This window comes from Enemella evansiae, assembly GCF_004362375.1.
GTDB classification, from domain to species: Bacteria; Actinomycetota; Actinomycetes; order Propionibacteriales; family Propionibacteriaceae; genus Enemella; species Enemella evansiae.
In genome coordinates, this window is record NZ_SNXA01000008.1 from 1,416,573 (window position 1) to 1,430,455 (window position 13,883).

The following is a 13,883-nucleotide window of genomic DNA, read 5'->3' on the forward strand; positions in this document are numbered from 1 at the left end:
CGGGCGCACGCCCGGATGGGCGTCCCGGTTCGAAACGCCCGGATGGGCGTACCGGTTCGAGACGCCCGGACGGGAGTCCAGGTCCGAAGCCTCGCGGACAAGAATGACATTGATATCAGACCCCCATCAGTTCAGCGAAGATCGAAGCCAGCCGCAACGGGTCGTGCCGAGGCGTCCCATCGCGCATCGCCAGATCGGCCAGCACCAGTTCGGCACCCAGCGAGACCGCGTAGTTGGCCAGGTGCTTGTCGTCGCGGGCGAAGGTCTCGTCGGCGACGATGTAGTCCAGCCGGAGCCGGGGCGCGTGGTCGGCGAGGATCTCCAGATGCTGGCTGGCGGAGTAGCCGTCGGTCTCATCGGCCGGCATCAGATTGAGGGTGAGCAGCCGGCGGGCCCGGGTCTCGATGATCGCCTCGGCCAGCTCGGGCACCAGCAGGTGCGGGATCACCGAGGTGAACCAGGAACCGGGGCCGAGGACCACGAAGTCGGTGTCGCGGACCACCTCAATGACCTCCGGGCGGGCCGGCGGGTTCTCCGGCTCCAGCCGCACGGTGTGCACCTCGCCCTCGGTCTTCGCCACCCGGGCCTGCCCGCTGACCAGGGAGACCTCGTCGGGGCTGAGCGGATCGATGCCGATCACCTCGGCGACGATCTGCAGCGGCACCGAGGACATCGGCAGCACCCGGCCCTTGGCACCGAGCAGCTCCGCGACCATGTCCAACCCGGCCACCGGGTCGCCGAACTTCTCCCACAGGCCGAGGATCAGCAGATTGCCGACCGCGTGCCCGGCGAGCGGCCCGTCGCCGGTGAACCGGGACTGCAACACATCCGCCCAGGTGCGGCCCCAGTGGTCGTCCCCACAGAGCGCGGCCAGCGCCATCCGCAGATCACCCGGCGGCAGGCAACCGAACTCCTCCCGGAGCCGGCCCGAGGAACCGCCGTCATCGGCGACCGTGACCACGGCGGTGAGCCGATCGGTGACCCGACGCAGCGCGGACAGCGAGGCGAACAGCCCGTGCCCGCCGCCGAAGGCGGTCACCGACGGCAGCCGCTCGAAAGGAAGGTCGAAGCGACGTACGCTCATTCGCGCCCCAGATCACGGTGCAGCACCTTGGTCGGCATCCCGACCTCGCGGAGCCGCCGGCCGAGCTCCTCGGCCATCGCGGTGGAGCGGTGCTTGCCGCCGGTGCAGCCGATGCCGACGGTGGCGAATCTCTTGCCCTCATTGAGATAACCGCGGGCGACGGTCATCATCAGGGCCTGCAGCTGCTGCAGGAACGGCCCGGCCGCGGGCTGGCGCAGCACATAGTCGGCGACCGGCTGGCTGAGCCCGGTCTGCGGCCGCAGCTCGGGCACCCAGTGCGGGTTCGGCAGGAAGCGCACATCGATCACCATGTCGGCATCGACCGGGATGCCGTTCTTGAAGCCGAAGGACATCAGCGTGACCCGCAGCTTGTCGGTGCCCTCACCCTCATAGGCGTGCACCACCCGCGAGGTCAGCTGGTGCACGTTCATCGCGGAGGTGTCGATCACCAGGTCGGCACCGGCGCGCAGGGTGGCGAGCAGCTCGCGCTCCCGGCGTACCCCGTCGAGCAGGCGACCGTCGCCCTGCAGCGGGTGCGGGCGCCGGGAGGACTCCTGGCGCTGCACGATCACCTCGTCGCTGGCCTCGATGAACAGGATCTCGGGCACCGTACCCGCCGATTCGAGCCGGGCGAACACACCGGGCAATTCCTCGAACAGGGTGCGCCCGCGGACGTCGAGGACGGTGGCGAGCCGGGTGATCCCCTCGGCCCGGGCCAGCTCGTAGAGCTTGGGCAGCATCACCGGCGGCAGGTTGTCGACCACGTACCAGCCGAGATCCTCCAGCGCGTGGGCGGCGGTACGCCGACCGGCGCCGGACATCCCGGTGACGATCACCACCCGGATGTCGTCTCCCGATGGGGCGGCCACCTCGACGGTGCTGGGGGCGGGATCCGGGTCGATCGATTGGGTCACCCGCTCATTATCCCCATCGATCAATCCGACAGCACCTCCCCAGTGGTCATGTTGATCGCCTCACCGGCCGGCTTGCCGGCGAGTGCCGCGTGCACCGCCTCGGCGGTGCGTACGCCGAAGCCCGGGACCGCGGCGATCTCCTCGGTACTCGCGGCACGGAGCTTCTTCAGCGAACCGAAATGGGCGATCAGCGCCTTGCGCCGCACCTCGCCCAGCCCGGGTACGTCGTCGAGCACCGATTCGACCATGGTGCGGCTGCGTCGGCCGCGGTGGTGGCCGATCGCGAAGCGGTGCGCCTCGTCGCGGAGTCGCTGCAGCAGATAGAGGCCCTCGCTGGAGCGCGGCAGGATCACCGGATACTCCTCATCGGGCAGCCACACCTCCTCGAGCCGCTTGGCCAGGCCGCAGAGGGCCACCTCGGTGATGCCGAGCTCGGCCAGCGCATCCGCGGCGGCGGCGACCTGCGGCGGACCGCCGTCCACCACGACCAGCGCCGGGGCGTACGCGAACCTGCGCGGCGCCCCGGTCGTCGGGTCGACCAGCAGCGCCTGTTCGCCACCGGAACCGTCATCGCGGCCGGCGGCCATCGCCTGCCGATCGTCGAGCAGCCGCTTGAACCGGCGGGTGATCACCTCGTGCATCGAGGCGACGTCGTTCTGGCCCTCGACGCCCCGGATCACGAACCGCCGGTACTCGCTCTTGCGCGGCAGGCCGTCCTCGAAGACGACCATCGAGGCGACCACCTCGCTGCCCTGCAGGTTGGAGATGTCGTAGCACTCGATCCGCAGCGGCGGCTCCGGCAGATCGAGGGCGGTGGCGATCTCCTCCAGCGCCCGGTTCCGGGTGGTCAGGTCGGAGGCCCGCTTGGTCTTGTGCCGGACCAGCGCCTCCCTGGCGTTGCGGGTCACGGTCTCCAGCAGGGTCTTCTTGTCACCGCGCTGGGGCACCCGGATCTGGACCCGGGCCCCGCGGCGTTCACCGAGCACCTGCTCCAGCGGCCCGACCGAGGGCGGCAGCACCGGGACCAGCACCTCCCGTGGGATCGAGCGACCGCCCTCCCCCTCGACCGGAGTGGCGCCGGCGAGCACCTCGCCGTAGAGCTGCTGCAGGAAGGTCTCGACCAGCTCACCGGTGTCGGCGTCGTCGGTGCGATCGGCGACCCAGCCGCGTTCGCCGCGGACCCGGCCACCGCGGACGTGGAAGATCTGCACCGCGACCTCCAGCGGGTCCTCGGCGAGCGCCACCACATCGGCGTCGGTGCCGTCGCCGAGCACGATCGCGTTCTGCTCGGTGGCCCGGTTCAGGGCACCGATGTCGTCGCGGATCTTCGCGGCGAGCTCGTACTCCTGGTCGTCGGAGGCGATCTTCATCCGGGTCTGCAACCGGCGCAGCATGGTGGTCGACTGGCCGCTCATGAACTGGATGAAGTCGGCGACGATCTGGCGATGGTCCTCCGCCGAGATCCGGCCGACGCAGGGCGCGGAGCACTTGTCGATGTAGCCGAGCAGGCAGGGCCGGCCGGCCGCGGCGGCGTTCCGGAAGGTGCCGTCCGAGCAGGACCGCATCGGGAACACCCGCAGCAGCAGGTCGACGGTCTCCCGGATCGCCCAGGCGTGCCCGTAGGGGCCGAAATAGCGGTTGCCCTTCCGCTTGGCACCACGGCCCACGAAGACGCGCGGATACTCCTGGGACCAGGTCACCGCCAGCCACGGATAGGACTTGTCGTCGCGGTACTTGATGTTGAACCGCGGGTCGAACTCCTTGATCCAGGAGTACTCCAGCTGCAGCGCCTCGACCTCGGTCTGCACGACGGTCCACTCCACCTTGGCCGCGGTGGTGACCATCCGCCGGGTGCGGTCCAGCAGGTTCGCCGGGTCGGCGAAGTAGGAGTTGAGCCGGGAGCGCAGGTTCTTGGCCTTGCCGACGTAGATCACCCGGCCGTGCTCGTCGGAGAAACGATAGACGCCCGGTTGGGTGGGAATGGCCCCGGGCGCGGGGCGGTAGCTGGAGGGATCGGCCATCAGGCCAGCGTAGTCACCGCCGCTGACCCCGCGCCCGCTGGCTGAGCGAGGGAGGAACGACCGAGTCGAAGCCACCGGGCCCGCGTCGGCCGGTCAGCCCGCTCATCGAGTAGTCGGCCATGCGCAGCGCAGCGGAGCAATGGCCGACGCAGCCCGCTCATCGAGTAGTCGGCCATGCGCAGCGCAGCGGAGCAATGGCCGACGTGTCGAGATGACTCCCCGACCACAGGAGGACGCGTCCCCCGATTGGGCCCCGACCTGTCCACTTGTGGCACAGGTTCCCCCTAGCATGGGCCGCATGGCGAGCGGGGAGGTACGCACCGCCCTGCGCGAGCTGGTGCAGGGCGGCGATGTGCTGTCGCTGGCGACCGCGCGGGAGTTGCCGATCGACGCCGACGCGCTGATGCGGGCGGCGGGCGTACGCCGGATCTCCGACCTGCGCCCCCGGCACGTCCGCGACCTGCCCGAACTGGGCCGGTTGACCAGCGCACCGCAGGACTTCCTGGCCGGTGATGCCGAGGGACGGCTGGTCGGCGATCTGCTCTCGGACAGCCTGGCCCGCGGCATCCAGCTCTGGATCTTCCACGCCGACACCGAGGGCCTGGAGCGGCTGCAGCAGATCTTCGGCCCCGACCAGGTGCATCTGATCGGCGAGGTGCACCACGGCCAGGAGCCGCTGGCGATCAACCCGCTGCAGCTCGCCGAGGCCTGGTCCGCCGACGACGCCGACCCGCTCCGCCGGGCCTGGCTGGCGCGTTCGCTGAGCGGGATCGACACCCTGCGTACCCCGTCGCGTCTGGTCCGCGCCCTGGAACGGCTCGAGGTGCCGCATGTCCGGCGCAGCGCGATCGGCCGGTGGCTGCGGGACCCGGCGGTCTTCTTCTATGTGGTGGTGCTGATCTATTCGGCGCTCCGGGCGCTGCCGGTGACCTTCGTCAAGGAGTTCAAGGGCCATCTCGGGATCCTCTGGGCGATCGACATGCTCACCGCGCGATCCCCTACACCTGGGGGGTGATCGCGATGGTCACCGCCAAGCGACGGCTGGTCCGGGCCCTGGGCACGCTGGTCACCGCGGTCACCTTCGTCGCGCCGTACGTCTATTTCTGGGCGACCGGGGAGGACTATCCGTGGTGGGTGGTGCTTGTCGTGGCCCTGTTGATCCTGTCCGGATTCCTGATCGAGGGGTGGAAGATCTGGACCGACCGCCGGATCACCGCCGAGTTGGCGCGCACCGGGATGGCTGCGGTCCAGACCTCCACCGCGAAGGAGAACCGATGACCGAGCACCGGCCCGGGGCCGACGGACCCGACAGCCCGACCCGCCCGGATCGGCGTCGGGTGCTGCGCGGCGGTGTGGTGGCCGCCGCCGGTCTCGGTGTCGGCCTGGCGGCCACCGCCTGCGGGGATCAGAGCCAGGCTGCCCCGTCCCCGTCCCCGACCCCGTCCGCCCCACCGGTCCAGGTGCCCAAGGACAAGGTCGCGGTGGGCGGTGGCGTGGTGCTGGAGAAGCGGTTCGTGGTGACCCAGCCGACCGCCGGTGACTTCCGGGCGTTCAGCAACATCTGCCCGCACGGCGGCTGTTCGGTGTCCTACGTCCGGCAGCAGCAGATCGTCTGCGCCTGCCACGGTTCGGAATTCTCGATCGTCGACGGCAGCCGCACCCTCGGCCCCGCGCGAACCGGGCTGCAACCGGCGACAGTCACCGACGACGGCGACAACCTGCGGATCGGCTGACCCGGTGCTGATCGGGCGTCCCTGGTCCACCGCGAAGTTGCCACTGCTGCGGGCACCGCTGGCCGACCCGGCGCGCCCGACGCGCGTGGTCGGCGTGGTCAACCCGATCCGACCGAAGGCCGAGTGGGCGGCCGGCGAACTGCGGACCGCCTGCGAGCAGGCCGGCTGGCCCGAACCGTCGATCGTCACCACCACGATCGCCGAGGCCGGTGCCGAACAGGCCGAGCAGGCCGTCGCCGACGGGGCCGACCTGGTGGTCGCGCTCGGTGGCGACGGCACGGTGCGCGAGGTGGCGCGCGGGCTCGCGCACTCCGGCGTACCGCTCGGGGTCGTGCCGCTGGGCACCGCGAACCTGTTCGCCCGGAATCTGCTGCTGCCACCGGGAAATCTGCGTCGCGCGATCCGGTTGGCGCTGCACGGCGCCACCGCCCCGGTCGACCTCGGCCGGGTGTCGGTCCGCGCCCACGCGGACACCGGTGACTGGCTGCCCGAGGAGACCTTCCTGGTGCTCGCCGGGATGGGCCACGACGCGCACACGGTGCTGGCCACCTCCGCGCACACCAAGTCCCGGCTGGGCTGGCTCGCCTATCTGGGGGCCGGCGCGCAGCATCTGCATCGCCGTCCCGTGCGGGTCCGGTTGCAGGTCGACGAGCAGGCCGCCGAGGACACCGAGGTGTGGTCGGTGCTGGTCGGCAACTGCGGCCGGATCCCCGGTGGCATCGCGGTCTTCCCGCACGCCCTGCTCGACGACGGCCGGTTGGAGCTGATGGAGGCCCGGGTACGCCACCCGGCCCAGTGGTTGCCGGTCGCCTGGCAGGGGCTGCGGCACCGACCGGTCCCCGGTTCCGGGCTGGTGCTGGGCCGCGCCCGGACCGTCCGCGTGGTACCCGAGCAGCCGCATCCGGTGCAGTTGGACGGTGACGTGCTGCCCTCGGTCGGTGAGGCCGTCTTCTCCGTCGACCCCGGCGCCCTGCTGGTCCGCCTCGATCGCCCGCGCGCCCGGCGTACCGGACGCCCCACCCCCTTCACCACCGGGACCGCCGATGCTTGAACAGAGCCAGACACCCGAACAGCGGCAGACCGACGACCCGGAGCTGGCCCGCCTCGCGCATGCCGCGCACCAGATGCAGGAGCGGCGCCGCGGCCGCGAGCGCGATGCGGCGCTCGCCGAGCTGCTGCTCGGGGTGCACGGTCCACGACTGACCCGGTTGAAGAATCTGATCAACACCCACGAGGCCCGCGATCTGGAGGATCTGGTGTTCACCGATCTGCGGGCCGGTCGGGTGCGCCAGCGGATCCTGGACCACTTCGCCGACGAGGCCGATCGGCTCGACATCGGTGATCCGAAGGTGCTCTCCGACATCGACGACACCGCACTCTGCGCGCTGAACGATCGCCGCTATCCGCGCGGCACCGTCTATCCGGGACTGCTCGCGCTCTACCAGGCTCTCGATCAGGGCCCCAGCGGCCGCCCCTTCGACACCGGTGATCTGACCTTCCTCACCGCCCGCCCGAAGGACGCCTGGGGGCTGATCGAGGGTTACTCCCGCGAGGTGCTGCGCAGGGCCGGCATCTCGAAGATGTCGATGCTCTCCGGGGGCCTGCGGAATCTGTTCAGCCATCGCTCGATGGCGACCCGCAAGCTGACCAACGTACGGCGGTACCGGCGGCTGTTTCCCGAGTACGGGTTGGTTTTCCTCGGTGATTCGGGCCAGGGCGATGTGATCGTCGGCGAGCAGTTGTACGCCCGGCACGGGCCGGCCGTCCGGCTGGTGCTGATCCACGACGTGGTGGCCACCGACCGGGCCGAGCGGCAGGCGTACGCCGAGCGCGGGATCTGGTTCGTCGACACCTATGTGGGCGCGGCCCTGGTGGCGTGGCGGCACGGGTTGATCAGCGATGGATCGCTGGCCCGGGTGGCGGCCGAGGCGGTCGCCGACTTCGAACGGTTGCGCTGGGATTCGCCGGAGCAGCGGGTGAGGATGCGGGAGCTGTTCGAACGCGACCTGGCCGCCCTGCCCGACTGAACCGCCCGACTGAACCGCCGCGCGTGGGGCGGGCCATTAGTGTGGGTCGCACGACCAGGTTGGTCGCGACGACGGGAGTCACCATGAACGACACCACCCGCAGGATCCTGGTCACGGTCGCCATGGCCGTCTGCCTGGTCGGCACCGCGTTCGGTACGGGGTTGATCGGCACCCGGGTCGAGGAGTCCTCCGGCGGTTCGCTGGCCGCCGATGCGACGCTGCTGGCTCCGGCCGGCCCCGCCTTCACGATCTGGTCGGTGATCTATCTCGGGCTGCTCGCCCATGTGGTGTGGCAGTGGCTGCCGGCGCAGCGGACGAGTGACCGGGCCCGCGCGACCGGGCCGCTGATCGCGGTCTCGATGGTGCTCAACGCCGTCTGGCTCGGCGTCACCCAGGTCGGCTGGATCTGGGTGAGCGTGCTGGTGATCATCGCGCTGCTGGCGGTGCTGTCGATCATCGGCCGGCGGCTCGCCCGCACCCGGCCCACCGGCCCGGTGGAGACCGTGGTCGTCGACGGCACGATGGGGCTCTATCTGGGCTGGGTGACCATCGCGACGGTCGCCAACATCGCGGCCGCGCTGGCCTCCTCCGGGGTGGACTTCGGTGGCGCGAACCCGATCGTGGCGGTGGTCGTGCTGGCCGTCGCCGGGGTGATCGGCCTGGCGCAGGCACGCAGCCTGGGCGGCAAGTGGGGCGTCGGCCTGGCCCTCGGCTGGGGCCTGGCCTGGATCGCGATCGGCCGGCTCACCGATGCCCCGCAGTCGGCGCTGGTCGGTGTGGTGGCGGCGCTAGTGGCGCTGCTGGTGCTGGCGGCGACGGCGCTGTTCTCCCGGCGTACCCCGGCCGTCGCGTCAGCCTGAGGTGTCGTCGGCGCGGCCGCGGATGGTGCGCAGCAGGCTGACGGCGAAGAACCAGCCGCCGCCGAGCCACCAGATCAGCTGCGCCGGCAGCGGGGCGTCCGGGTGGGCCAGCACCAGCCAGATGGTGCCGGCGAGCCAGGCGGCCACCGCGAGGATGTTGACCGCCATCAGCCGGCGTACCCGGAACGGATGCAGGAAATCGATCGGGGCCAGGGTGAGCGCGGAGAGCACGATCGTCGCGATCACGTTGAACACCGGCCCGGTGTCGAGCAGCCACAGATAGACCGCGACGATGTTCCAGGCCGCCGGGAAGCCGACGAAGTAGTAGTCGCTGGATTTCATGCCCTTGTTGCAGTAGCAGAACAACGAGGACACGTTGATCAGCAGCATCATCAGCAGCGGCATCGGCGCCGGGCCGAAGGGGATGTGCAGATAGAGGAACAGGGCCGGGATGAAGGTCCAGGTCAGATAGTCGACGACGGTGTCCAGGGCGGTCCCGTCGAACCACGGGATCCGCTGGCTCACCTCGGCACGGCGGGCGAGCGTGCCGTCCAGCCCGTCGACGACCAGCGCGACCGCGAGCCAGCCCCACATCGCCAGCAGGTCCTGCCGGAGCAGCGCGAGCAGCGCCAGGACGGCCCAGACGATGCCGGACATGGTCAGCGCGTGCACCGCCCAGGCGCCGAGGTGCTGACCGACGGTGTACGCCGACCGGCGGTCGGCGGCGGCGGGGGCTGAGCTGGGCACCCCGCGATTCTGCCTGCCGAGGAGGGCAACCGCGAACTGACCGGTGCTCAGCGGCGTGCGGTTGCGCCCCCTCCGCTGCGATCCATCGAATCGAGGGTCCATCCGTCGCGTGCTGCGGGGCTCGACGGATGCACTCAGGAATCGATGGATCGCATGGTCCATCAGCGGCGCGCGGCGGCCTTCCGCGTACCCGACTTCTTCGCCGGCGCCTTCTTCGCGGCGGCCTTCTTGGCTGCGGCCTTCTTCGCCGGTGCCGCCTTCTTCGCGGTCGCCCTGCCTGCAGCCGCCTTCTTCGTGGGGGTCTGCTTGGCCGGGGCCTTCTTGGCGGGGGGCTGCTTGGCGGGGGGCTGCTTGGCGGGGGTCTGCTTGGCGGTGCTCTGCTTCGCCGACCCGTTGGCCGCGACGGCCCGCGTGCTCGGCGACTGCTTCGCCGCACGGCGGCCCTTCGCACCCTTCACCGGCTCGGGCGCCTCGAACAGGGGCTCCTCGGGCAGCGCGACCGGCACGTGGTGACCCTCCAGCAGCGGCTTGAGGAACCGACCGGTGTGCGACTCCGGGGTGTCGGCGACGGTCTCCGGCGTACCCTCCACGAGCAGCCGGCCACCACCGGAACCACCCTCGGGACCCATGTCGATGATCCAGTCCGAGGTCTTGATGACATCGAGGTTGTGCTCGATCACCACCACCGAGTTCCCGGCGTCGACCAGTCGGCCGAGGACACCGAGCAGCTTGCGGATGTCCTCGAAGTGCAGGCCGGTGGTCGGCTCGTCGAGCACATAGAGGGTGCGACCGGTGGACCGCTTCTGCAGCTCGGCGGCCAGCTTCACCCGCTGTGCCTCGCCACCGGACAGCGTCGGTGCCGGTTGGCCGAGGCGTACATAACCCAGGCCGACATCGTTGAGCGTCTTGAGGTGCCGGGCGATCGCCGGAATGGCGGCGAAGAACTCGGCCGCCTCCTCGATCGGCATGTCCAGCACCTCGGCGATCGTCCGGCCCTTGTAGTGCACCTCGAGGGTCTCGCGGTTGTATCGCGCGCCCTTGCAGACCTCGCAGGGCACGTAGACATCGGGCAGGAAGTTCATCTCGATCTTGATCGTGCCGTCACCGGAGCACGCCTCACAGCGCCCGCCCTTGACGTTGAACGAGAACCGGCCGGGCTGGTAACCGCGCACCTTCGCCTCCGGTGCGGACGCGAACAGCTTGCGGATGTGGTCGAAGACGCCGGTGTAGGTGGCCGGGTTCGACCGCGGCGTCCGCCCGATCGGCGACTGGTCGACGTGGATCACCTTGTCGATGTGTTCGGCACCGGTGATCGACCGGTGCCGGCCGGGCACCTCGCGGGCGTTGTAGATCCGCTTGGCCAGCGCCGTGTAGAGGATCTGGTTGACCAGGGTCGACTTGCCCGACCCCGACACCCCGGTCACCGACACCAGCTGCCCGAGCGGGAAGGAGACGGTGACGTTGTCGAGGTTGTTCTCGGTGGCCTCGTGCACGGTCACCGCCAGGCCCTTGCCGGGCCGGCGATGGGTCGGCATCGGGATGCTGCGGCGCCCCGACAGGTAGGCCCCGGTGAGCGAGTCGGTGCTGGTCAGCAGCTCGTCGACCGGACCGGAGACGACGACATGGCCGCCGTGCTCCCCCGCCCCGGGGCCGATGTCGACGGCCCAGTCGGCGGTGCGGATGGTGTCCTCGTCGTGCTCGACGACGATCAGCGTGTTGCCCAGGTCGCGGAGCCGGACCAGGGTCTCGATCAGCCGGTGGTTGTCGCGCTGGTGCAGCCCGATGCTCGGCTCGTCGAGCACGTAGAGCACGCCGACCAGGCCGGCGCCGATCTGGGTGGCCAGCCTGATCCGCTGCGCCTCACCGCCGGACAGCGACCCCGCGGGCCGGGACAGGGTCAGATAGTCCAGCCCGACATCGAGCAGGAACCGGAGCCGCTCGTGGATCTCCTTGAGCACCCGTTCGGCGATCTGCCGTTCCCGGTGGCTCAGCTCCAAGGAACCGAGGAACTCGGCCGCCTCGGCGATCGACAGGTCCGACACCTCGGCGATGTTGCGGCCGCCGACGGTGACCGCCAGCGAGCTCGGCTTGAGCCGGGCGCCGCGGCAGGCGGTGCAGGGCACCTCGCGCATGTAACCGGCGAACCGCTCCCGGGAGGTGTCGGTCTCGGCCTCGGCGTGCCGCCGCTTGATGTAGGGCACCACGCCCTCGTATTTCGCCGAGTAGGACCGCTCCCGCCCGTAGCGGTTGCGGTAACGCACCAGCAGCGGATCGCCGACCCCGTGCAGCACGATCTTCTGGTCGGCGGCGCTCAGCTCGCGCCACGGGGTGTCGGTGTCGAAGCCCTCGGTCCTGGCCAGCGAGCGCAGCAGTTTGCCGAAGTAGTCGGCGACGTGCGCACCGGACCAGGGCGCGATCGCTCCCTCGTCGAGGGTCTTGGAGTCGTCGGGCACGACCAGCTCCGGGTCGACCTCCATCCGGGTGCCGAGGCCGGAGCACTCCGGGCAGGCGCCCCAGGGCGCGTTGAAGGAGAACTGCCGCGGCTCCAGCTCCTCGATCGAGATGTCGTGATCGTTGGGGCAGGCCATCTTCTCCGAGTAGCGCCGCTCCCGCTCCGGATCCTTGGGATCCAGATCGACGAAGTCGACCGCGACCACGCCGTTGGCCAGCCGCAGCGCCGTCTCCACCGAGTCGGTGAGCCGCTGCTTCGCCGACGGCTTGATCGCGATCCGGTCGACGACCACGTCGATGTTGTGCTTCTGCTGCTTGTTCAGCGTCGGCGGGCTGGTCAGCTGATGGGTCTCGCCGTCCACCCGGGCACGGGCGAAACCATCGGTGGCGAGCTGGCGGAACAGGTCGACGTATTCACCCTTGCGGCCGCGGATCACCGGTGCCAGCACCTGGAACCGGGTGCCCTCGGGCAGCGCCAGCAGCCGGTCGACGATCTGCTGCGGCGACTGCTTGGAGACCGGCTCACCGCAGATCGGGCAGTGCGGCCGCCCGGCCCGCGCGTACAACAGGCGCAGATAGTCGTGCACCTCGGTGATGGTGCCGACGGTCGAGCGCGGGTTGCGGGAGGTCGACTTCTGGTCGATCGAGACCGCAGGCGAGAGCCCCTCGATGAAATCGACGTCGGGTTTGTCGGCCTGGTCGAGGAACTGCCGGGCGTACGCCGACAGCGATTCGACGTAGCGCCGCTGGCCCTCGGCGAAGATCGTGTCGAAGGCCAGACTGGACTTGCCCGAGCCGGACAGGCCGGTGAACACGATCAGCGAGTCCCGCGGGAGATCCAGCGAGACATTGCGCAGATTGTGTTCCCGGGCACCCCGGACGATCAGCCGTTCCATCACGAGAGTCGAGCCTACGGCGCTGGTCTGACAAACCGAAAGGGACCGGTTCAGCCCTGAGCGAGCAGGCGGATCCGGCCGAACTCCGCCGCCCGTGGCGTGGCGTCGGCCGGGGCGGCGAGCCAGCGATTACGCTGCCAACGTCCGGGTGCCGCCCGCCGTCCGGCTCTTCCCACGTTCGCGGGTGAGGAGGTCGACGTGCGCAAGCGCTCCATCACGGTCGGGGCCCTGCTCGCGGTGCTGGTGATCCCTCTGCTGCTGGCGGGTTGCGCCGCCCGCCCGTCGGGGAGCCTGCTGCAGTCGAAGAGCAGTACCCAGGTGGTCCGTCAGATCGCCGACGCCGCCGACTCGAAACAGGTCCTCTCGGCGAAGTTGAGCAGCTTCGAGGCCAGCGTCCAGGTGATCCGCGACAACCAGGCCGAGACCTGGACGCTGCGGGAGGGTGCGACGGATCCGGTCCGGTCCGCGATCGCACCGCTGGATCCGGCGGCCCGGCCGATGCGGGTCAAGGACGTCGATCTCTCCGGCCCGGCGAACGCGCTGGCCGCCTCCGACATCAGCACCGGCTGCTCCGAGCGGGGCGTACGCCTGGAGGTCGACCTGCAGCTGGGCCGCCCGCTCACCCATCTGATCTGCCTGGACAACTCCCGTCACATCTGGCTCGGCGCCGACCTGCGCCCGATCTCCGATGTCGACCTCCGCTCGGCCGACGGCATCACCACCGCCCTCGGCGAACTCAAGGCCATCACCGGTGGCGGCCCGATCGGGAATCTGGCGTTGATCTATGACGAGAACACCCGCCTCGAACTGGAGCAGCCCGGGCCGTGCGGGAATCTGGTGGACTGCCCGGCGACCGTGGTGTCGCGGGCGGCGCTGTTCGGCGCGCAGCCGCCATTCGCCGCCCGGGTCGGTCCGGCGCGGTTGAATTACGCGGTACCGATCGATCCGGCGACCCTGGATCCGGCGCAGCTGCACGGCAGCATCAAGCAGGTGATGAACGACCGGAAATACAACTGGTGGCGGCAATTCACGGTCACCGTCTATCAGGTCCGGGAGAACTCACCGATGATGGAGTTCAAGGTGGGCGACGAGGTCTTCTACACCGACCTGGCCGGCCGCCCGTTGCCCAACGCCCGGTCCTGACCGACAG

General features: G+C 70.4%; 12 protein-coding genes. 7 read left to right on the forward strand and 5 right to left on the reverse strand.

Annotated features, from left to right (window positions below; all coding sequences use genetic code 11):
* Positions 1 to 115: 115 nt before the first annotated feature.
* The 3 genes from C8D81_RS07345 to uvrC all read right to left on the reverse strand — a co-directional run bounded on the left by C8D81_RS07345 (position 116) and on the right by uvrC (position 4,019).
* Positions 116 to 1,084, reverse strand: coding sequence for a gluconeogenesis factor YvcK family protein (locus tag C8D81_RS07345; protein WP_094405352.1), 969 nt, complete (start codon positions 1,082 to 1,084; stop codon positions 116 to 118).
* A complete protein-coding gene (rapZ, locus tag C8D81_RS07350; protein ID WP_094361191.1) occupies positions 1,081 to 1,953 on the reverse strand; it encodes an RNase adapter RapZ in 873 nt (290 codons plus the stop codon). The genes C8D81_RS07345 and rapZ overlap by 4 nt, the downstream gene beginning before the upstream one ends.
* 65 nt (positions 1,954 to 2,018) lie before the next feature.
* Positions 2,019 to 4,019, reverse strand: a complete 2,001-nt coding sequence (uvrC, locus tag C8D81_RS07355; protein ID WP_094361189.1) for an excinuclease ABC subunit UvrC — start codon at positions 4,017 to 4,019, stop codon at positions 2,019 to 2,021.
* Positions 4,020 to 4,317: 298 nt separating this feature from the next.
* Here uvrC and C8D81_RS07360 point away from each other — a divergent pair, with 298 nt between their 5' ends.
* The 6 genes from C8D81_RS07360 to C8D81_RS07385 all read left to right on the forward strand — a co-directional run bounded on the left by C8D81_RS07360 (position 4,318) and on the right by C8D81_RS07385 (position 8,639).
* Entirely contained in the window at positions 4,318 to 5,034 is a 717-nt protein-coding gene (locus C8D81_RS07360) for a hypothetical protein (protein WP_133625781.1), read from the forward strand.
* The gene (locus C8D81_RS07365; protein ID WP_133625782.1) at positions 5,031 to 5,297 is read left to right on the forward strand and encodes a hypothetical protein; all 267 of its coding nucleotides are present in this window, start codon (positions 5,031 to 5,033) and stop codon (positions 5,295 to 5,297) included. Before C8D81_RS07360 ends, C8D81_RS07365 begins: the two co-directional genes overlap by 4 nt.
* The gene (locus C8D81_RS07370; protein ID WP_133625783.1) at positions 5,294 to 5,752 is read left to right on the forward strand and encodes a Rieske (2Fe-2S) protein; all 459 of its coding nucleotides are present in this window, start codon (positions 5,294 to 5,296) and stop codon (positions 5,750 to 5,752) included. Before C8D81_RS07365 ends, C8D81_RS07370 begins: the two co-directional genes overlap by 4 nt.
* 4 nt (positions 5,753 to 5,756) lie before the next feature.
* The gene (locus C8D81_RS07375; RefSeq protein ID WP_133625784.1) at positions 5,757 to 6,803 is read left to right on the forward strand and encodes a diacylglycerol/lipid kinase family protein; all 1,047 of its coding nucleotides are present in this window, start codon (positions 5,757 to 5,759) and stop codon (positions 6,801 to 6,803) included.
* Positions 6,796 to 7,779: a phosphatase domain-containing protein gene (locus C8D81_RS07380; RefSeq protein ID WP_133625785.1), complete on the forward strand. Its 984-nt coding sequence runs from the start codon at positions 6,796 to 6,798 to the stop codon at positions 7,777 to 7,779. The genes C8D81_RS07375 and C8D81_RS07380 overlap by 8 nt, the downstream gene beginning before the upstream one ends.
* Positions 7,780 to 7,862: 83 nt before the next feature.
* A complete protein-coding gene (locus C8D81_RS07385) occupies positions 7,863 to 8,639 on the forward strand; it encodes a TspO/MBR family protein (RefSeq protein WP_133625786.1) in 777 nt (258 codons plus the stop codon).
* Here the strand turns inward: C8D81_RS07385 and C8D81_RS07390 are convergent.
* On the reverse strand, positions 8,631 to 9,386 hold the full coding sequence (locus tag C8D81_RS07390; RefSeq protein WP_166646705.1) for a CDP-alcohol phosphatidyltransferase family protein: 756 nt from the start codon (positions 9,384 to 9,386) through the stop codon (positions 8,631 to 8,633). The two genes, C8D81_RS07385 and C8D81_RS07390, sit on opposite strands and share 9 nt — an antisense overlap.
* Before the next feature lie 161 nt (positions 9,387 to 9,547).
* Positions 9,548 to 12,733, reverse strand: coding sequence for an excinuclease ABC subunit UvrA (gene uvrA / locus C8D81_RS07395; RefSeq protein WP_172421971.1), 3,186 nt, complete (start codon positions 12,731 to 12,733; stop codon positions 9,548 to 9,550).
* Between the two features lie 198 nt (positions 12,734 to 12,931).
* On the opposite strand from uvrA, the gene C8D81_RS07400 reads away from it, so the two are divergent.
* The gene (locus C8D81_RS07400; protein WP_094360935.1) at positions 12,932 to 13,876 is read left to right on the forward strand and encodes a hypothetical protein; all 945 of its coding nucleotides are present in this window, start codon (positions 12,932 to 12,934) and stop codon (positions 13,874 to 13,876) included.
* The last annotated feature ends 7 nt before the right edge of the window (positions 13,877 to 13,883 follow it).

Bases quoted from the DNA above. Each gene is read 5' to 3' on its own strand.
- C8D81_RS07385 (WP_133625786.1), top strand. From the start codon at position 7,863: ATGAACGACACCACCCGCAGGATCCTGGTCACGGTCGCCATGGCCGTC.
- C8D81_RS07360 (WP_133625781.1), top strand. From the start codon at position 4,318: ATGGCGAGCGGGGAGGTACGCACCGCCCTGCGCGAGCTGGTGCAGGGC.
- uvrC (WP_094361189.1), bottom strand. From the start codon at position 4,019: ATGGCCGATCCCTCCAGCTACCGCCCCGCGCCCGGGGCCATTCCCACC.
- C8D81_RS07380 (WP_133625785.1), top strand. From the start codon at position 6,796: ATGCTTGAACAGAGCCAGACACCCGAACAGCGGCAGACCGACGACCCG.
- C8D81_RS07370 (WP_133625783.1), top strand. From the start codon at position 5,294: ATGACCGAGCACCGGCCCGGGGCCGACGGACCCGACAGCCCGACCCGC.
- C8D81_RS07345 (WP_094405352.1), bottom strand. From the start codon at position 1,084: ATGAGCGTACGTCGCTTCGACCTTCCTTTCGAGCGGCTGCCGTCGGTG.
- uvrA (WP_172421971.1), bottom strand. From the start codon at position 12,733: ATGGAACGGCTGATCGTCCGGGGTGCCCGGGAACACAATCTGCGCAAT.